We start from the raw sequence: 19021 nt of genomic DNA, 5'->3' as shown, positions 1-19021 counted from the left end.
TATATAACAATTTTTAGAAATTATATAACGACCTGCTTCGACCTTGAAACTATTTTTACAGTATTAAAAATCGTAAAAAAATTGTCATGAGAAAATTAAAAATGTTATGCCTATCTGCCGTTGCCTTATTATTTGCCAATACTACTTTCGCTCAGGACAGTGAAGTTAAAAATTATGATCAGGGCTTTAGATTAGGATTTGGTTTAAATGGAGGAATTCCAACAGATAATGCTTACGACTGGTCTTTAGGAGGCGATGTTCGTTTGCAATATGATTTAACAAAGAGAACATCATTAACTCTTACAACAGGTTTTACCAATTTATTTATGGGTAAAGATGAAAATGGAGTTGATGCAAAAGATCTTGGATTTATTCCGGCAAAAGCTGGTTTTAAAGCCTTTGTCTGGGAAGATCAATTTTATGTTTTAGGTGAAGTTGGTGCGGGATTTGCCGTTACAAATGGTTATAATCAAACCACTTTTTTATGGGCGCCAGGAATTGGGTACGCTAACAAATACATTGATATTAGTGTCCGTTATGAGGACTACAACAAATTCAAAACTAATCAGGTGGCTTTACGTTTAGCCTATGGTTTTGACTTATAAAAGTACAGGTTTATTTTATTTTTTTGTTTTTGGTATAAGCCCGAGAGATCGCATAGTCTCTCGGGTTTAGTTGTTTTATAAGCTTTTTCATTCTCTTATTTATCAATTCTCAAATTCCAAATTTTGAAGTTCATTACAAAAACAAAGTCATTTAGCTGAACTTGTTTTGAGCGTATCTAGACAGGCATCAATTATCTTTTTCTGCGAATCTACATACTCCTTTTCATAAATAAGATTAATACTATCCGTCTCTTTTTCTTGTTTAAAAAACTTTATGGAAGTAGTTCTAGTGGTGTAATTCCACATAAGATTCATGTCATTCAAGTAATGATAACGAACATAAATAATTCCGTTTTCTTCAATATAAGGCTGGCGTGAACGAGTTAGAACCCACCTTATATTTTTGAAATAATTTGGAGAAACTTCATTCGGTTCTGCAAATTTGTAAAGATCATTGTCAAAAAATATTAATTGGCGAGTATAGTTTTCTTCTGCCAAAATTACGGGACGAAGTTCAACATATCTGTTTTGCCAATAAAAATAAGAGGCTAACAAAACAATTAGAATTACTAATACTACGTATCCCTTTTTTTTATTTTTTGCTTTGAGAATCTTCATACTGCTTTAGTTTCTTAATAATACTATCTAATTCTTTTTGTTGTTTGATATCTCCATTAAGACTATCCATTTCTCTTTTTAGTTTAAACCAAGTAGGGTCAGTGGTTCTAGTTGTGTAATTCCAAAGAAGTTCCATGTCATGCATATATTTGTATTTAATGTAAATATCTCCATTTCTCATAATATATTCTTGACCGGAACGGTTCAAAACGTACTTTATGTTTTTATAATAAAATTTAGGAACTTCATTTGTTTCAGCAAATTTAAATAGTTGATTATGAAAAGTTTCAGAGAAAAATATAGGTCTCTCTAAAATTTCATTGGGAACGACAGGAAAGAGTTTCACATATCTGTTTTGCCAATAATAGTAGGTTGAAAATAAAAGAACTACAATTACTATTATGTATACATATTTTTTCATTTTTCTATTTTAAATGCATTACTAACAAGTATCTAATTCTCTTTATTTTCGCAATCTCCTATGAAATTTAATAGAGTCTGCCTTTATAGTTTTTAAAATAGATTCTATTATTCTTTTTTGAGAATCTGTACGTTTTTCGATTCTAATAAGATATAAACTATCACTTTCTCTTTCTTGTTCAAAATACTTCGTAGAGGTAGCTCTAGTAGTGTAATTCCAAACCATATTCATGTCATTCAGAAATTTATTTCGAACATAAATAATCCCATTTTCTTCGATATAATCCACTCTAGAATCATTCAAAACCCTTTTTATGTTCTTATAGTAACTTGGAGAAACCTCATTTGGTTTGGCAAATTTGTACAGATCATTGTCAAAAAATGTTATTCGACGGGTATATTCTGTTTCCGCTAAAATTACTGGCTGAAGTTCGACGTATCTATTTTCCCAATAATAGTAAACAGAAAGCAAAAGAACTAGAGCGGTTAAGGTTATGTATATATATTTTTTCATTATTCTATTTAATGCCTTAATAAACACTATTTAATTCTTTTTCAATTTTCCATTTTTGTTAAATATATCTTCTTCCTTCTTCTGCTTGATCCAAGTTAGATCATTAGTTTTAGTGGTATAGTTCCAAATCATTTCCAAATCATTCATATATTTATATTTAATGTAAATCACTCCACCTTTTACAATATAATCTTCTGTCTGATGGTCTAAAACGAATCTAATATTCTTATAAAAATTCGGTGGAGTCTCATCTCGTTCAGCGATTCTGTAGAAGTCATTTTGAAAAATTACTATTTTGCGATTAAACACTTTAACTCTGTGTACATCATCATTCAAGATTACAGGACGAAGTTCTACATATCTATTTTCCCAATAATAGTAAGCAGAAAATAAAACAATTAGAATTGCGAATGCTACGTATATCTTTTTTTTCATTTATTTTATTTTAAATTAATACTCAAGCTACCTAAAAATCCCGATTCAAAGGTTTTATTAAAACTTTGTTGCCATTGGCTTTTCATTTCATATGGTTGTGATCCACAATACTTTTCTACTAACAAAGCATCTGAATCTCCATAATTTCCGAAACCATAAATATAGGCAGACGCTCCTTTGTGCCAATCGTATCGATCCGACCAAAAATGTTTTATTATACCAGTTACTATAAACTTGTTGTTCTTTTTAGTAATCTTAAAATAACAATGTGAACTTAAAGTACTATCTCCACTCGCATAATATAATTCCCCAAAAACACCAGCTTTCACTTGATGCTCAAAATGATCATCATATTTTGCAATATCGCCTTCTTTTTTTAAAGTTTTTCCATATTTTTCAAGCTCTTCACCAAAACGTTCGATATTCAAATCTTCGGCCGCAATAACTTCCCTTTGTTTTCTCAACCAGTTAAAATCAATATTTTTTGTAAAACCCGTACCATCTAACCACCATTGTAAATTATCAGCTGCCATGTTATAATTTCTTTCTCTTGATTTTGCAATCATTTTAATATAATTTGCTTTTAGCATCAATGCTTTTTCCCTTTCATTCAATTGCAAATATATACTTCTTGCGTCTAAACTTCCGGCTTCTCCCCAAAAAGGATCTCCGAATAGTTTAGTATATGCTGAGGACTTTGAAACCTTATTTTCTCCAAATCCAAACTTATCTGTATTCATAATTTAATTATTGTAGCTTTTTTACTATTTTTAATCAAACATAAGAATAATTTTATAATATATTATTTTTAAATAATTTATTTTTAAGAAATTTCCTCAAATTAGAATCTTTCAAAAACAACAAACCCGACAGATTTTAAAAACCTGTCGGGTTTGACTACATTTATCTTAATTATTTAAATGAAGAAATATCTTATTTACATTTAATTTTTTTGCAAAGCTTTTTTATAAACTTCAAAATTGTCCCTGATCTTATCATCCAGTTCAGGTTCTTTAATATCAGTATGTTTTTGCATTTCTTCCCAAATAATCTTCGCCACAATATAGCGTGCCATTTCCTTATCATCAGCTGGAACAATGTACCACGGCGCATATCCAGTCGACGTTTTATTTATAGCTTCCTCATAATATTTTTGATAATCATCCCAATATTCGCGTTCCTTTAAATCTCCGGGCGAAAATTTCCAATTGTGTTTTCCTTCCTCCAAACGACGCAATAATCGCTGGCGTTGCTCCTCTTTACTCAAATGCAAAAAGAACTTCATTACAATCGTTCCGTTTTCAGCAATATGCTTTTCAAAATTATTGATTTGCTCAATTCTTTTTTTCCAGAATTTTGGCGTAATATCCTTAACCGAATTAATCCCCGGCAAATTCTCAGCCAAAATAAATTCAGGATGAACCCTCGTAATTAAAACATTCTCGTAATGCGTACGATTAAAGATCGCAAACTTCCCTTTTTCCGGCAACGCAATATAATGTCTCCACAAATAATCATGTTCGAGTTCAGTCGAATTTGGAGTTTTAAAACTATGCACCACAACTCCGCGCGCATTAAACTCCTTAAAAACTTCCCTGATCAAACTATCTTTTCCCGACGTATCCATTCCCTGAAGACAAATTAAAACCGCATATTTATTGTGCGAATACATGACATCCTGCAAATCGCTTAATTTTTTTTGAACTTTATCCAGTTTTTCTTCCTTTTCATCATCATCCGCTTTTATCTTTAGCAAAGTCGGAATCTTTGATAATTTTATTTTATCTGTAACTTTAAAATTATTTGGATCTATAGATTTCATAAATATCATTTTTTTGTCTTATAAATATACTATTTTTACGAAGCATATTCCTGCTATTCATTGCAATACTTTTTCGATAAATTGTTTTTTCCAAACCGTAACAAGAGTTTATCCCGAAGCGTCGGGAGTCGCTTTGTTCTGTCAGGAAAAAAATCAATTTCTTCTCAATGTATTTTCTCCCGAAGTTTCGGGACTATCAGGGCTAGGCATTTATTTTCAAATATACATTCATGGAAAAATTCACATTAGAAATATTATTTCAAATCATCGGAATCGGTTCGGCATCAGGATTATTTTTAAACAACGATTCACTTTACATCATTGGCGATAACAGCGGATTTTTATACGAATATAATATTCAGAATAAACAATTAGATCATCATCCGTTAATTGACAATCCGTCGCAAAACATTCCTAAAAACATCAAACCAGATTTTGAATCCTTAACACATCATAATGATACTTTATATGTCTTTGGTTCCGGTTCTACCGAAAACCGAAATAAAATGATTGCCTTTGATCTTAAAAACAAAACCATTCTTCAAAAAAATAATCTGGTTGATTTATATGCCGTAATGCAAAGTTTCGGATCTATAAAACCAGAAGATTTTAATCTCGAAGGTGCAATTTTTGATGGCGAAAACTGGTATTTATTCAATCGCGGAAACGGAATCTCCAACAAAAACACCATTTTTACAATTCACGCAAAAAACTTGGGAGAAGAATTTGCTTTGGTTGCAACCAATTACAAACTTCCAAAAATAAAAGGCGTTCGCTCCAGTTTTACCGATGCAATTTTGGTTGAAGATAAAATCTATTTTCTCTCCACCGCCGAAGATACCAAATCAACCTACGACGACGGCGAAATCCTGGGAAGTTTCATTGGCCGAATCGATCTTAAAACCATGAAAATAGATTTTACTCAAAAAATCACCTCAACAAATAAATTTGAAGGTTTGACTTTCTCTAAAAAATCAAATGACAAAATTGAATTTTTGCTGTGTGAAGATAATGACACAGAATTGTTAGAAACAAAGATTTTTAAATTGACATTGCCTGTTAAGTAAATTTCTATGAAAAAAATAATTCTTTCACTTACAGTAGTTTCTTTTCTTTTAATTGGTGGTTATTTATTTAATGATTTTAAAATAAATAAAGCAGAAAAAGAAAACTTAAAATTTTCGTATCCAAAAGACTTAGATCCAAAATCATTTATTAACCTTTTTATAAAAAAATACAACAGAGATTCCAAACTAAATTTTGTAACAATGAGTGGAGATTTTCCTGAAAATTGGGTAAAGCCAAATGATATACAATATTTAATCAGAATTATGAGATCTAAACAAAAATGTTGCGGATATATGAATACATTTTCCTCGTTTATTTCAAGTGAAAATGGTGAAGTTGGAGGTTATGCAATAATTTTTCTAAATTCTTATATTTCTAAAACAAAAATTAATATGGGATTGAATTGTAATCCTAAAACAGATAAAGAATCTGTTAGAAAAATAGAAAGTTGGTATCAAAAACAAAAATAATCGCATTCATGTCTTTCGGAGGAATCTTGTAAGTTGCTCGCCAATTTCAGAAGCACTTTGTGTTAGATTCGTGTGGAGATTCCTCCTCCGTCGGAATGACAAGATTGTGGAAATGCCAGTGCTATTATGCTTTGATGAAATAACAAAAATGGGGAAAATTCCTCGAGTGGTTCTGTAGAGGCGCACAGCAGTGCGTCTCCCGCAAAGAATATGCGTTTGCTTTATAATTTAGAATGCCAAAATTGGTTCATCTAACTGCGAATGATGGATTAAAATCCATCCCTACAATATGATCCATTCCTTCGAAACTCTTTTATAAATTCCCTAGGAATGATTTATGTTGTAGTAAGGCATTTTAATTCTTGAAAGGAATAGAAAAAATTGGCTAATATCTTGCAGAAGACGAACTGCTGTGTGCCTCTACGATAAAACATTTGTAACTCTGAACCTATAAATACGCACAACTATACGCCAACAATAAAACCTCTGAACCTTTGCCCCTTTGCAACTTTGAACCTTTAAAAAAAACTTTTTTTAATCTCATCCCAACCTTTTTATCTTTTTCTCCCTCTTTAGTATAAAGACAACAATTGTGATAAACGAAACTCTAATTTCTAACTGCAAAAAAATGAACCGCGATGCTCAGCGTCAGGTTTATGAGCATATGGCTCCAAAATTGTATCGCCTTTGCAAACGATACCTCAAAAAGGAAGAAGAAATTGAAGAAGCTATGGCTGACGCTTTCTACACCATATTCACAAAACTGGAACAACTGAAAGAAGTTCTGGCTTTTGAGGCTTGGGCGAGAAAAATAACCGTCAATCATTGTTTGGCAACCATCAAGAAAAACACCAATTTCAATATGTATCTTGATGATGTCAAATTGCTTTCGCAACCTTTTACTGATGAGATCAATTCATTAGAAGAAGAGGATTTACTTAATTTACTAAATCATATTCCTGACGGCTGTAAAACTGTTTTTAACCTTTTTGTTATTGAAGGTTTTGCACACAAAGAGATTGCCGCAATGCTTAACATTTCTGAAGGCACATCAAAATCACAATTGAACGCCGCAAAAACCAAGCTAAAGGAATTAGTAAATAAATTGTATTACCAAAAAGCTAAATAGTCATGGACAATCAAGATAAAATATTCGATAAATTTAAAGAAGCCGCACAAAACTCCGAGTCAAAGGATTTTCCGGGAATGGAAAAAGTCTGGTCTCGGGTGGAAGATAAACTGGACAAAAAAGAAGATAAAAAAGCCATTTCGTTATGGAAAAAAATTGCCATTGCAGCTTCTTTTTTATTATTTATTTCGATAGCATCTCAATTCTTCAAAACAGATAAAACACTATTTCAGAATCAAAAAGTCGTTGTAAAAGGAAACACAGAAAAACCCGTTTTACAAAAAAAAGATGGTCTTGTTTTTTCAGATTCTCCTTTAGTTCCAAAATCTGAAGCTATTAAAATTCTGAAAAATCCAATTATTCAACAAAATGAAGTCGCAGTAAACGAATCACCAGTTTATGTTGCTGAAACTGATGGAACTGGTACAGCAGATGCAATGATTATCAAAGAACCTGCGGCTTCTGTAGCATCTACTTATTCTGAAGAAAATGAAAATAGTTATTCCAAAGATAAAGCGGCTGAAAATATAGACTATTCTAAAACAATAGAAAGAGAATCAGCTAAAGTTGCCTTTGCTGACAGACAATCGCAAGCACCTAAAAAAAGCGCACCGCTTTTAGTTATTAACGGAAGTCCAATATCTCATAAAAACGATGAGAAAAGAGATAAAATGATGCAAAATGAACTTCATAATTTACAACCTGAAAATTTAGATTCCTTGGTTATTTTAGATCAGCCTTTATATATTATTGACGGAATATATTATTCTGAAAATGATTTGTTTGGTATGAATCCCACAAGTCCTTACGCGCCTTTAAATAAACAGGAAATTAAAACTATTACGGTACTTCAAGATCTGGAAGCGACCTCAAAATATGGTGAAAAAGGAAAAAAAGGTGTTGTAATTATTACTACTAAAACAGGAAAACCAACTGCTAAAAACTAGATTAAAATCTAAAATTTAATTTCAAGAATCTTTGTCAAAATTTAAAACTTTGACAAAGATAATCTCTAACATTTATTTAAAATTTACTATCATGAAAAACGTAAAACTTATTTCATTAGCCCTTTCTATGCTTATATGTTTCGTAGTATCAGCACAGGAAAAAACAATTACAGGAACGGTTACAGATGATTCCGATATTCCCCTTCCCGGCGTTCAAATAATAATCAAAGGCACTAAAAAGTATGCCCAAACTAACTTTGATGGAAACTACTCTATTCAGGCGCAAAAGGGAGATGCTCTTATTTTTAGCTTCATCGGAATGAAAACCGAAAGTGTTGTGGTTAAAAACTCGAATGTCATCAATCTAAAAATGAAAAGCGAAGGCAACACTTTGCAGGAAGTTGTTATGGTTGGCTACGGAACTAGTTCTGAGTATGAAGACAACAATTATGGTTATAGTGCGTCAAAAAGAAAAGAGCGTAAATCTGCCGGAAAAATGATTCAGGGCAAAGTTGCAGGAGTCGCTATTTCTCCAGGTTATGTTCAGCCTTCTGTAAGTACAGTTGCAAGCTCCGTTATCTCAATTTCATCTAAAAATGAACCTTTGTATATCCTTGACGGAATTCCGGTAAAATCAGAACAATTTGCCAAAATTAACCCGAATGATGTTCAGGATGTAAAAGTGTTGAAAGATAAAGACGCTACTTCTGTATACGGAAATAAAGCTTCAAATGGCGTTGTTGTTATTGACACAAAAAACGGAATCTACAAAAACCTTACAGAGAAGGAACTTGACGCCAAATTGAAAATTACAAATCCTTCTCCGACTATTACATCGGATCAGGAAGATTATGATGCCTTTGTAGAAAATGCATTCGAAAGTCCAAGAACAGCGCCACTTTCTACTTTTTCTATTGATGTCGATAATGCTTCATATACAAATGTAAGACGTTTTATTAATAACGGACAAACGGTTCCTAAAGATGCTGTTCGCGTTGAAGAAATGGTGAATTTCTTTAAATACAATTATCCACAGCCAAAAGATCAAAACCCTTTCTCGATTAATACTGAATTAAGTGATTCGCCGTGGAATGCTAAAAACAAAGTGCTTAAAATTGGGCTTCAAGGAAAAAACATTCCAACAGAAAGTTTGCCAGCTTCAAATCTCGTGTTTTTAATTGATGTGTCGGGTTCAATGAGCGATATCAATAAATTACCATTACTAAAACAATCATTAAAAATATTGGTAAATGAATTGAGAGAAAAGGATAAAGTTGCAATTGTTGTTTATGCCGGAGCAGCAGGATTAGTTTTAGCACCAACTTCCGGAAACGAAAAGCGAACTATTAATGATGCGCTTGAAAAATTGAATGCCGGAGGGAGTACAGCCGGAGGAGCTGGAATTGAACTGGCGTATAAAATTGCAACGGAAAATTTTATCAAAAACGGAAACAACAGAGTTATTCTGGCAACCGATGGAGATTTTAATGTAGGCAGCACTTCTAATACTGATATGGAAAAGCTAATTGAAGAAAAAAGAAAAACCGGAGTTTTCCTGACTTGTCTTGGTTACGGAATGGGAAATTATAAAGACAGTAAAATGGAAACATTAGCGGATAAAGGAAACGGAAATTATGCCTATATCGATAATATTCAGGAAGCAAATCGGTTTTTAGGAAAAGAATTCAAAGGTTCAATGTTTGCAATTGCAAAAGATGTAAAAATTCAAATCGAATTTAATCCAAAACAAATTCAGGCGTATCGATTAATAGGATATGAAAATAGAAAATTGCGTCCCGAAGATTTTAAAAATGATGCGATCGATGCCGGCGAATTAGGAAGTAATCACACCGTTACGGCTTTGTATGAAATTATTCCTGCAGGAGTTTCAAGCGATTATTTGAACACACAACCTGATGATTTAAAATACACAAAAGTAAAAGAAACTGACAATAATTATAAAGATGAACTTGCCACAATAAAATTTCGTTATAAAAAACCTGACGGAGATAAAAGTATCGAAATTGTACAAGTGATCGAAAACAAGGCTGTTGCTTTAGAAAAAGCTTCTGATGATTTTAAATTTAGCACTGCTGTTGCGTGGTTTGGATTGAAATTAAGAGATTCAAAACTGATTTCGAATAAATCTTCTGATGACATTTTGAAATTAGCAAAACAAGGAATTTCAAATGATAATGAAGGTTATAAATCCGAATTTATTCGCCTGACTGAATCGGCAAAATTCAATTAAAAAATTAAAGTTAATTCTAAAAATCTTTGTCAAAGTTTTAAAACTTTGACAAAGATAAATTTCCATTATTATTTAAAACGATGAAAAATATTAAACTTATTTCATTAGCATTTTCTGTCCTTACATGTTTCATATCTCGAGCACAGCAAAAAGAAATTTCAAATGTAAAGCCTGTAAATGAAGTTAGTCGGATAACAATATGTGCACCATCAAAAATATCACTTCTAAATGCACCTTTGATAATTCTTGATGGATACATAATAAATTCCGAACAATTTTCTAAAATAAACCCGAATAATATTAAAGAGATTAAGGTTTTAAAAGAAACTGAAGCGATTTCGCAATACGGAAATAAAGGAATAAACGGTGCTATAATTATTACTTCAAAAGAAAAAGACTAAAATTTAATAATACAGATTTCATTCCTATTTAATATTGATTTATTAACAGAATTATTTTTACATTTGATCTTCTTTAAAGAAAATTCAAACTACAATCTTTAAAAATCATTTACAAATCAATTCAAATAAAATTTAATGAACCCTATCCTAAATCAAAATCTATTTCTTGTTAAAGAGCATATCGGAATGTTTAAAGCCGCTAATAACTATGATATTTATAATCCTGAAAGCAATGAAATTATCATGAATTGCAGAGAAAATAATCTGGGATTTTTCACTAAAATGCTGCGCTTTACAGATTATAAAAGAATGACTCCTTTTGATATTGAAATTACGACGGCTTCAGGTGAAAAAATAATTTCTGTAAAACGCGGAATCGCATGGTTTCGTTCAACTGTTACCGTTTTTGATGAAAAAGATCGTTTACTGGGAACATTTAAACAGAAATTATTTTCGATTGGAGGAAAATTCGAAATTTTGGATAAAAACGAAAAATCTGCTGCAACTCTTCAGGGAAAATGGACAGGTTGGGATTTTAAATTCAGTCATGAAAACAAACAATTAGCGCAGGTAAGCAAAAAATGGGCGGGAATGGGTAAAGAACTTTTTACAAGTGCCGATAATTATGTGTTACAAATTGAAGAAACTGTTGCGCCGGATAGTCCGTTAAGACAATTAATTCTTGCGGCTGTAATGTGTATTGACATGGTTTTGAAAGAATAATAAAGTTGTTAAAATTAGATTAAGAAATTATCTAAAAGCATCATTTTGGGGCGCAAAAACTGTATTTTTGTGTAACTAAAATGATGCTTTTGCATTTCTAAAAAATAAATCATGACAGACTTAAAAAATAAAAATGCGCTGATTACAGGCGCAGGAAAAGGAATTGGAAAAGCAATTGCAATTGCACTTGCAAAAGAAGGTGTAAATGTAATTTTAGTTTCAAGAACTCAGGCTGATGTTGATCAATTAGCAACTGAAACTACTGCTTTAGGCGTAAAATCTTTGGCTCTGTCTGCTGATGTTTCAGATATTAATTCTATAAATAGTGCTGTTGAAAAGGCTTTTGCCGAATTTAAAACAATAGACATTTTAATCAATAATGCCGGCATTGCTGCTTTTGGTAATTTCATGGCGCTTGAACCGGATGCCTGGGAAAAAATTATTCAGGTAAATTTAATGGGAACGTATTATACAACCCGCGCTATTTTACCAAATATGATCGAAAGACAAACGGGCGATATTATCAATATTTCATCGACTGCGGGATTAAACGGAAATGCCTTGACAAGTGCATACAGTGCATCTAAATTTGCCGTTTTAGGATTAACCGATTCTTTAATGCAGGAAGTCCGCAAACATAATATTCGGGTTACAGCTTTAACGCCAAGTACTGTTGCAACTGATTTGGCTTTAGATTTAAAGTTAACGGATGGAAATCCGGATAAAGTAATGCAATCTGAAGATGTAGCCGAATTAATCATTGCGCAATTGAAATTAAGCCGTAGAGTTTTTATCAAAAACAGCAGTATCTGGTCAACGAATCCTTAAAAAAAATAATTTTCAATCTTTTTAAATTACAAATTCCAACCGCTGATCGAATTGGAATTTGGAATTTAAAAAGATTGGAATTTTAAAAAGAAATATGATGGAACAATATTTAAGACAATTAATTGCAATAGAATTTACAGATAAAAAAGAAATTTTTACCGGATTTCTTATTGATTATTCTGATGATTGGATTTTACTGAGAAACAATCCTGAGGATTTTATATTAGACGGTTTTGTAATTCTGAAAAACAAGAATATCGAAGCGGTTCACAGAGATCAGGATTTAGAGTTTACCGAAAAAGTAATTCGCCTGAAAGGTCTAAAAACTAATGCCGAAGATATTATCCCAATTCGGGATTTAAGCTCAATCCTGAATTATGTAAATAACAAATACGGAATTTTTCAGATTTCGAAAAAATCGGCTAAATCAGCTTATTTAGGAAAACTGATAGAATTAAATGACGAAGAATTAACGATTGACTTCTTAGATATAAAAGGTCAGTTTGGTGGTGATTTGAGCTTTAATCCACAAAAAATAAGAGTTATCGAATTTGATACGGATTATATTAATTCCTTGAAATTGGTGATTCCAGAAGGTCAGAAATAGGATTTATTCTAAAAAATAAAAACGCATAGCTTTCACGAGAAAGAACTATGCGTTTTTTTTGTCATCCTGATGAAGGAAGGATCTCCGCAAGAAACTCCATACAGAAAATCGTCAATCTTTGTAGAGTTACTTACGGAGATTCCTCGTTCCTCCTTTAGATTGTGGTCACTTTGTGAAATTCCAAACTTTGTAGAGTTACTTGCGGAGATTCCTCGTTCCTCGGAATGACAAATCATACGAAAATAGCGTTATGAAAATGATTGTCCTAGCCCCGATAGAAGTGGAAATCCTTTTGTGGCGGGGTTCGCCACAAAAGATTGAAACGGATAGCGGGATTAGCTCCTGAAAAATGATTTGGTTTTATCATAGAAATCGGAATGACAAACCATGTCATAAATTGCCTAAATTTAAGATGCTAAACTTCTGCTAATTTGTTTATAAACTCTAAACGAACACTTCCGTCTTCGTCGATTTTAGTCAAATTAATTTCTTGTAATGTATTAACCAATTCAGGATTCCATGGAGTTTTTACTTTTACGTAATTTTCGGTAAAACCGTGAATATATCCTTCTTTATTTTCACTTTCGAACAAAACCGTTCTGTTAGATCCTATTTGGGTTTCGTAAAAAGCACGACGTTTTTTAACTGATAATCCGCGTAACATTTTACTTCGTTTCGCTCTTACGTTTGCAGGAACAATTCCAGGCATATTTGCAGCTTCGGTATTGTCTCTTTCAGAATACGTAAAAACGTGTAAGTATGAAATATCCATTTCATTCAGGAAATGGTACGTTTCTAAAAAGTGCTCATCAGTTTCTCCGGGAAAACCAACAATAACATCAACACCTATACAAGCATGGGGCATTACTTCGCGAATTTTATTTACTCGTTCTGTATAAACTTCACGTAAATAACGGCGTTTCATTAATTTTAAAATATCATTACTTCCGGATTGTAACGGAATATGAAAATGCGGTACAAAAGTTCTGCTTTTTGAAACAAATTCAATTGTTTCATTTTTCAATAAATTAGGTTCGATTGATGAAATTCTCAATCGCTCGATTCCTTCAACTTCATCTAATGCCTTAACTAAATCAAGAAAAGTATGTTCGTGTTTTTTATTTCCGAATTCTCCTTTTCCGTAATCTCCAATATTTACTCCGGTTAAAACAATCTCCTTAATATTTTGAGCTGAAATTTCTTTGGCATTTTGCAGGACATTTTCTAAAGCATCACTTCTTGAAATTCCTCTTGCAAGCGGAATCGTACAATAGGTACATTTATAATCGCAACCGTCCTGAACTTTCAGGAATGCGCGGGTACGATCGCCAATAGAATAACTTCCAACATAAAAATCTGCTTCAGAAATTTCGCATGAGTGAACTTCACCCATATCATTTTTGCTTAAGTCATTAATATAATCAGTGATTTTAAACTTTTCAGTAGCGCCAAGAACCAAATCAACACCGTCAACGGCTGCTAATTCTTCTGGTTTTAATTGAGCATAACAACCCACAGCGGCAACAAATGCCTTGTTATTAAGTTTCATTGCCTTTTTTACAACCTGCTTAAATTGTTTATCGGCATTTTCTGTAACAGAACAGGTATTGATGACATAAATGTCGGCTATTTCCTCAAAATCAACACGATCAAAACCTTCATCATTAAAGTTTCTGGCGATTGTAGAAGTTTCTGAAAAATTCAGTTTGCAGCCAAGCGTATAAAAAGCAACTTTTTTTCTATTTTCCATGGGAATAAACTACGTTTTAAGTAGTAAGATATTATATTTACATCTCTTTTGAAGAGTTTGCAAATTTACGTACAATATTCTTTAAAATAAAATCAATAATACACTATATATCAATATTTTGCGACAAACATATATTTCAAAGCATCTTAAAAAACTATAAATTATACTAATTTGCCATGAATAAATTTCGTCTATAAATAAGGCGATAAACATTTCAATAAGAATAAAATGACAAAATCATCGATTAAATGCAAATAATATCGATTAAATACATTTTTTTAAATGTTTAGATTCAAATTTTCTTACATTTAACTTTGATTAAATTGTTTTTTAGAGGTAATTTCACTTCATCAAAAAGCTGATAAAAAAATTATATTATTTAAATAATAATTCACCCATAACAATTTTGATTTTCCCTCGTTATGTTGTTGTTTTGTTATAATAAAAATGGGAAGGCCGAAAACCAGAAAGAGTAGGCAAAAATTATAAATTAAATTCCATATGAAAGCATTTTTACCCACAATCTGCTTGATGTTCTTAACCATTTTTAGCTCGCAAGCACAAACTGCTGCTCCAGCTGCTAATCCATTTCCATCTATTAGTACATTGACAACTTGGGCGAGCTTAAACTCTCAATCTCAATTTGATATTGCAATTCGTGCGGTTGGATTTAAATTTGAAGTAAAAGAACCTAGTGAAGGCTCAACAGCTTATACTTATATTCGTAAAGTAACAGTAAATGAAGTAAATTATACTGATAGAATTGTTTACAGAATTACTAATAATAACTCGGCAAGTATTATTTCTTTAGTGACGGCTTCTACTGACTTAGTAAGTTTGTACACGCCACAATTGTCTACTTTCAAAAACAACAATTGTAAAACAGAAATGTCTAAAGATAAAAGCACTACTTGTACTTGTTACGAAAGCGCTAATTTTGCTATCGATCTTTGCGACGAACGTGTAAAACTGACAATGGGTGACGGAAATAAATATTTTGTTTCTGTAGCTAAAAAATAATTTCTAATAATTACTATTAGAAAACTACGAGCTGTTTTCCAAATCTTTATAGATCTTAAACAATAAGATTACAAAGATTTGGAACGCATTTCTTAGGATTTATAAGTTTGGATTTTTCAATTCGTACCAAACTTCCAATTCTCCTTCATATTGAAAAGAATTTACATAATGTAAACCAAGCTTTTCTAAAATTTTTCTTGAGTTTTCATTACCTGCATCGGCGTAAGCATAAAGCGCTTCTACCTTCATTACATTAAATGCATAATCTATAAAAGCTTTTCCGGCTTCAGTAGCATATCCTTTTCCCCAATGTTTTTCGATGAAACGATATCCTAATTCGTAAAAGTCTTTATGTTTATTGATTTCATTTTTAATAAGCTTAATTCCGGACCAGCCTAAAAACTCATTTGTTTCTTTTAGAATCACAGCCCAGCGGCCAATTCCTAAATTTTTATATTGTTTCTGGATATTTTTTATTTGATCGAGACTTTCCTCAATATCTTTAACAGGTTTATTTCCAAGAAAAAGATGCACTTTTGGATTCGAATCCAATTCAAACATTCCGTCAACATCTGAAATAAGTAATTCTCTCAAAAGCAAGCGTTCCGTTTCTATCGGTTCTTTCATCTCAATTAATTTAATTTAAAATATAACGCTGTACAACCTCAGCAACTCCATCATTATTGTTTGATGCCACAATTATATTAGCGCGATCACGTAATTCAGGCGTAACATTGTCAACCCAAACTCCAAGTCCTGCATATTCAATCATTGTTAAATCATTTCCTGCGTTTCCTACGGCAATAATTTCACTTTGATGAATATTTAATTTTGATGCCAAAAATTTTATACTTGCGGCTTTATCAATTCCGTTTTGAGCAGCTTCCAGAAAAAAAGGTTTAGACATTGCAATACTCAAATGAGGCATTGCCAGTTTTAAATCTTTTTCTACCTCTTTTAAATAAGAAGGTTCTGCTAATAAAATACATTTCACCGCCGGTTTAGTAACAGCCGCTTTAAAATCAGGCACTTTATTATGTGGCAATCCGGTAATTTCTTTTTCGATCTCAATATATTCTGAATCTGTTTCGCTTACTATTTCGCCTTCAATATAAGTGATAATATGCGTTTTCATTTTTACACTATAATCGTATAAATCATGAATTTGTTCTGGCGTTAAACATTGTTCAAATAATATAAGTTCATCTTTTACAGTACTAATTACAGCGCCATTAAATGAAATAATATAAGAATCATTCAAATCAAGTTCTAAATCTTTAGCATAGGCGGTCATTGCCGATGTTGGCCTGCCAGAAGCCAAAACTACGTACACGCCTTTTGCCTGCGCTTCAAGCAATACTTTTTTATTTAATTCCGAAATTTTATGATCGTCTGTCAACAAAGTATCATCCATGTCGAGCACCAGCATTTTATATTGCATGTTTTTTTAGTTTTCAGTTTTTCGCCGCAGTTTTCCAGTCTCAGTCTCAGTTTTCAGTCTCAATAAGCACTGAAAACTGAGACTGGGACAGATACTTTTTTATCTAAATACTCATTCTGAATTCTTCGATAACCGGATTTGCTTTTGCAAAATCTGTTTCCTGAATAAATACTTCAACAGCTAAATCAGAACCTCCGTAACCGCCTAAACGAGCCGATTGAATATTGTCTTTTTTTGACGTTTCTACTCCTGCTTCTTCTAATCTTTCTTGTAAAGCGATTGCTAAAATTTCACTTCCTGAAAACACCTTCATTAATCCCATAACATTTTATTTTTTGTAATTATTTGTATTCTTTATTCTTTATTGTAGTATTATTTTTAACTGTTTCTGAAAATCATTATTTTCATTCATTCCAGTATGTTCCTGATCTCTTAATGGATAAAAATGCCCGTTATTTTTCAAAAGTTTACTTAATCGAACTGAATTTTCATAAGGAATTAATTGATCGTGCATTCCATGAAAAATATAAATTGGCACTTTTATTTTAGGCAAATATTCGTAAGTTTCTAAAGTAAACTTTTTTAGAAAATCCGGAAAAAACGGCACTTTACTACTTGATAATTCTGTAAAACTATAATAAGGCGATTGCAAAATCAATGCTTTAGGATTATTCTCAGAAGCTAAAATTGTCGCAAGCCCTGAGCCAATTGAATAACCGGTAATAATAATTTTATTTTCAGGATATCGCTTCGTTAATGTTTTATAAACTACCGAAACATCTTTGTTTAACTGTTCTTCATTCTCAATTTCACCTTCGCTTTTACCAAAACTTCTGTAATCTAAAATAAAAATATCATAATCCAGATTCGTATATATTTTAGCAATACTTCCCCAGGTTTCTAATGTTCCTGCATTTCCATGAAGATAAAAAACAAGCCCTTTAGAATGCTCCGCTTTAAACAATAAACCATTTAATTGTACTCCGTCAAAAGATTTAATATTGAGTTCTTCAAATTTATGCTGATAATCAAATTGATGGTCTTTTGAAAGTTTAGCGCTCTGAAAAACCATTCCAACCTGATTGAAATAAACATAGAAAACAATAATTACATAAATAACAACAAAAAATGCCAAAAGCACAATTGTCAAAAACTTAATTGTTTTCAACATCTCCATAAATTAAAATATTTTTTCAGTTTTCAGTTGCAGTTTCAGTCTCAGTTAATACTGAAAACCGGGACTTTATTTACTCTTCCTCTTGAATATCACTTTCTTCTTCATCAAGCTCTTCTTCACCTTCTTCATCCATATCAAATAAATAAGGTTCCAGCATCATTTTATCTGCCAAAATCTCGATACGTTCTGTCAGGTTTTCCGCAAAAATAATACGTTGCGTTTTTGTGATACTGTTCGAAATACGCATAATTTTAGTTTCATGGCGCAATTTCAACATTGGATCTGCATCATCGATAATGAACATTTTCAAGCGGTTTACATTATAACCCGCAGTTGTAAACATATCGCTTAATTTATTTGGCGTTCCAATTAAAACATCAATTCCTGTTGAAATATAATTTTTATCATATTCCATGTCGCCTTTGTCGTGCACGCCGTAAACTTCAAGATTCGAATGTTTTCCGTATTTCTCAAAAAGCACTTCCATCTCTAAAACTTTGGCTTTGTCCTCAACAAAAATCAAAGCGCGCGGAGATTCTTCTGTTTGACCTGTCAATTGCTGAATTACATTCAATACAATCGTTGTTGTTTTTCCGCTTCCTGCCGGAGAAAGAATGATACAATCTGCTCCACTTTTTATTGTCGAAAAGGTTTCCTGCTGCAAAACATTTGCTTCTGTTAAACCGTTTTCAATTAGTGCGTTTTGTAATTTTTCGTTTATTTTTTTTAGTTTCATGTTTATTATGCTTTAAGCTTTAGGCAATACGCCATAAGCAAAAAATTATTTGTAATTTT

23 protein-coding genes are annotated in these 19021 nt (G+C 32.0%); 11 read left to right on the top strand and 12 right to left on the bottom strand.

All coding sequences use genetic code 11. The annotated features are described in order from the left end of the window. The first annotated feature begins 86 nt into the window (after positions 1-86). The gene (locus tag ACHZDT_RS18845) at positions 87-605 is read left to right on the top strand and encodes a hypothetical protein (protein ID WP_394776236.1); all 519 of its coding nucleotides are present in this window, start codon (positions 87-89) and stop codon (positions 603-605) included. Between the two features lie 147 nt (positions 606-752). Here the strand turns inward: ACHZDT_RS18845 and ACHZDT_RS18840 are convergent, their stop codons facing one another. From ACHZDT_RS18840 to ACHZDT_RS18815, 6 genes are all read right to left on the bottom strand, one after another. Further along, entirely contained in the window at positions 753-1223 is a 471-nt protein-coding gene (locus ACHZDT_RS18840) for a hypothetical protein (protein WP_394776235.1), read from the bottom strand. Beyond that, on the bottom strand, positions 1198-1644 hold the full coding sequence (locus ACHZDT_RS18835) for a hypothetical protein (protein WP_394776234.1): 447 nt from the start codon (positions 1642-1644) through the stop codon (positions 1198-1200). Before ACHZDT_RS18835 ends, ACHZDT_RS18840 begins: the two co-directional genes overlap by 26 nt. Positions 1645-1686: 42 nt before the next feature. Next, on the bottom strand, positions 1687-2157 hold the full coding sequence (locus tag ACHZDT_RS18830; RefSeq protein ID WP_394776233.1) for a hypothetical protein: 471 nt from the start codon (positions 2155-2157) through the stop codon (positions 1687-1689). Between the two features lie 30 nt (positions 2158-2187). Then, positions 2188-2592: a hypothetical protein gene (locus ACHZDT_RS18825; protein WP_394776232.1), complete on the bottom strand. Its 405-nt coding sequence runs from the start codon at positions 2590-2592 to the stop codon at positions 2188-2190. A 5-nt stretch (positions 2593-2597) separates the two neighbouring features. Then, the gene (locus ACHZDT_RS18820) at positions 2598-3332 is read right to left on the bottom strand and encodes a hypothetical protein (RefSeq protein WP_394776231.1); all 735 of its coding nucleotides are present in this window, start codon (positions 3330-3332) and stop codon (positions 2598-2600) included. 203 nt (positions 3333-3535) lie between these two features. Next, positions 3536-4414, bottom strand: a complete 879-nt coding sequence (locus ACHZDT_RS18815; protein ID WP_394776230.1) for a PPK2 family polyphosphate kinase — start codon at positions 4412-4414, stop codon at positions 3536-3538. A gap of 230 nt (positions 4415-4644) precedes the next feature. Here ACHZDT_RS18815 and ACHZDT_RS18810 point away from each other — a divergent pair, with 230 nt between their 5' ends. From ACHZDT_RS18810 to ACHZDT_RS18770, 9 genes are all read left to right on the top strand, one after another. Next, a complete protein-coding gene (locus tag ACHZDT_RS18810) occupies positions 4645-5481 on the top strand; it encodes a DUF6929 family protein (protein WP_394776229.1) in 837 nt (278 codons plus the stop codon). Between the two features lie 6 nt (positions 5482-5487). Next, positions 5488-5952: a hypothetical protein gene (locus ACHZDT_RS18805; protein WP_394776228.1), complete on the top strand. Its 465-nt coding sequence runs from the start codon at positions 5488-5490 to the stop codon at positions 5950-5952. A gap of 628 nt (positions 5953-6580) precedes the next feature. Beyond that, positions 6581-7081, top strand: a complete 501-nt coding sequence (locus ACHZDT_RS18800; RefSeq protein WP_394776227.1) for an RNA polymerase sigma factor — start codon at positions 6581-6583, stop codon at positions 7079-7081. A 2-nt stretch (positions 7082-7083) separates the two neighbouring features. Next, the gene (locus ACHZDT_RS18795; RefSeq protein ID WP_394776225.1) at positions 7084-8028 is read left to right on the top strand and encodes a hypothetical protein; all 945 of its coding nucleotides are present in this window, start codon (positions 7084-7086) and stop codon (positions 8026-8028) included. Between the two features lie 91 nt (positions 8029-8119). Continuing rightward, positions 8120-10279 carry a von Willebrand factor type A domain-containing protein gene (locus ACHZDT_RS18790; RefSeq protein ID WP_394776224.1) on the top strand — a complete coding sequence of 720 codons (2160 nt, stop codon included), beginning with the start codon at positions 8120-8122 and terminating at the stop codon, positions 10277-10279. Between the two features lie 80 nt (positions 10280-10359). Continuing rightward, the gene (locus ACHZDT_RS18785) at positions 10360-10680 is read left to right on the top strand and encodes a TonB-dependent receptor plug domain-containing protein (protein ID WP_394776223.1); all 321 of its coding nucleotides are present in this window, start codon (positions 10360-10362) and stop codon (positions 10678-10680) included. A 135-nt stretch (positions 10681-10815) separates the two neighbouring features. Then, entirely contained in the window at positions 10816-11403 is a 588-nt protein-coding gene (locus ACHZDT_RS18780; RefSeq protein WP_394776221.1) for an LURP-one-related/scramblase family protein, read from the top strand. Positions 11404-11514: 111 nt separating this feature from the next. Next, on the top strand, positions 11515-12231 hold the full coding sequence (locus ACHZDT_RS18775) for a 3-ketoacyl-ACP reductase (RefSeq protein WP_394776220.1): 717 nt from the start codon (positions 11515-11517) through the stop codon (positions 12229-12231). Positions 12232-12328: 97 nt separating this feature from the next. After that, positions 12329-12838: a hypothetical protein gene (locus ACHZDT_RS18770; protein WP_213305488.1), complete on the top strand. Its 510-nt coding sequence runs from the start codon at positions 12329-12331 to the stop codon at positions 12836-12838. Positions 12839-13253: 415 nt separating this feature from the next. On the opposite strand, the gene mtaB is transcribed toward ACHZDT_RS18770, so the two are convergent. Then, entirely contained in the window at positions 13254-14588 is a 1335-nt protein-coding gene (mtaB, locus tag ACHZDT_RS18765) for a tRNA (N(6)-L-threonylcarbamoyladenosine(37)-C(2))-methylthiotransferase MtaB (RefSeq protein ID WP_394776218.1), read from the bottom strand. A 501-nt stretch (positions 14589-15089) separates the two neighbouring features. Between mtaB and ACHZDT_RS18760 the strand changes: the two genes are divergently transcribed. Continuing rightward, on the top strand, positions 15090-15608 hold the full coding sequence (locus ACHZDT_RS18760) for a hypothetical protein (RefSeq protein WP_394776217.1): 519 nt from the start codon (positions 15090-15092) through the stop codon (positions 15606-15608). A gap of 99 nt (positions 15609-15707) precedes the next feature. Here ACHZDT_RS18760 and ACHZDT_RS18755 read toward each other — a convergent pair whose 3' ends face one another. The 5 genes from ACHZDT_RS18755 to ACHZDT_RS18735 all read right to left on the bottom strand — a co-directional run bounded on the left by ACHZDT_RS18755 (position 15708) and on the right by ACHZDT_RS18735 (position 18962). After that, positions 15708-16235: a GNAT family N-acetyltransferase gene (locus ACHZDT_RS18755; protein WP_394776216.1), complete on the bottom strand. Its 528-nt coding sequence runs from the start codon at positions 16233-16235 to the stop codon at positions 15708-15710. Positions 16236-16245: 10 nt separating this feature from the next. Beyond that, positions 16246-17049, bottom strand: coding sequence for a Cof-type HAD-IIB family hydrolase (locus tag ACHZDT_RS18750; protein WP_394776214.1), 804 nt, complete (start codon positions 17047-17049; stop codon positions 16246-16248). Positions 17050-17152: 103 nt separating this feature from the next. Further along, the gene (locus ACHZDT_RS18745; protein ID WP_394776213.1) at positions 17153-17371 is read right to left on the bottom strand and encodes a putative signal transducing protein; all 219 of its coding nucleotides are present in this window, start codon (positions 17369-17371) and stop codon (positions 17153-17155) included. Between the two features lie 39 nt (positions 17372-17410). Further along, entirely contained in the window at positions 17411-18220 is an 810-nt protein-coding gene (locus ACHZDT_RS18740) for an alpha/beta hydrolase (RefSeq protein WP_394776212.1), read from the bottom strand. 76 nt (positions 18221-18296) lie between these two features. Beyond that, positions 18297-18962: a DEAD/DEAH box helicase gene (locus ACHZDT_RS18735; RefSeq protein ID WP_394776211.1), complete on the bottom strand. Its 666-nt coding sequence runs from the start codon at positions 18960-18962 to the stop codon at positions 18297-18299. Positions 18963-19021: the final 59 nt, after the last annotated feature.

This window comes from Flavobacterium sp. (assembly GCF_043722275.1).
Classification (GTDB): Bacteria; Bacteroidota; Bacteroidia; order Flavobacteriales; family Flavobacteriaceae; genus Flavobacterium.
Note: the sequence above shows the minus strand (reverse complement) of the source record. Positions and strands in the feature narration are given on the sequence as shown.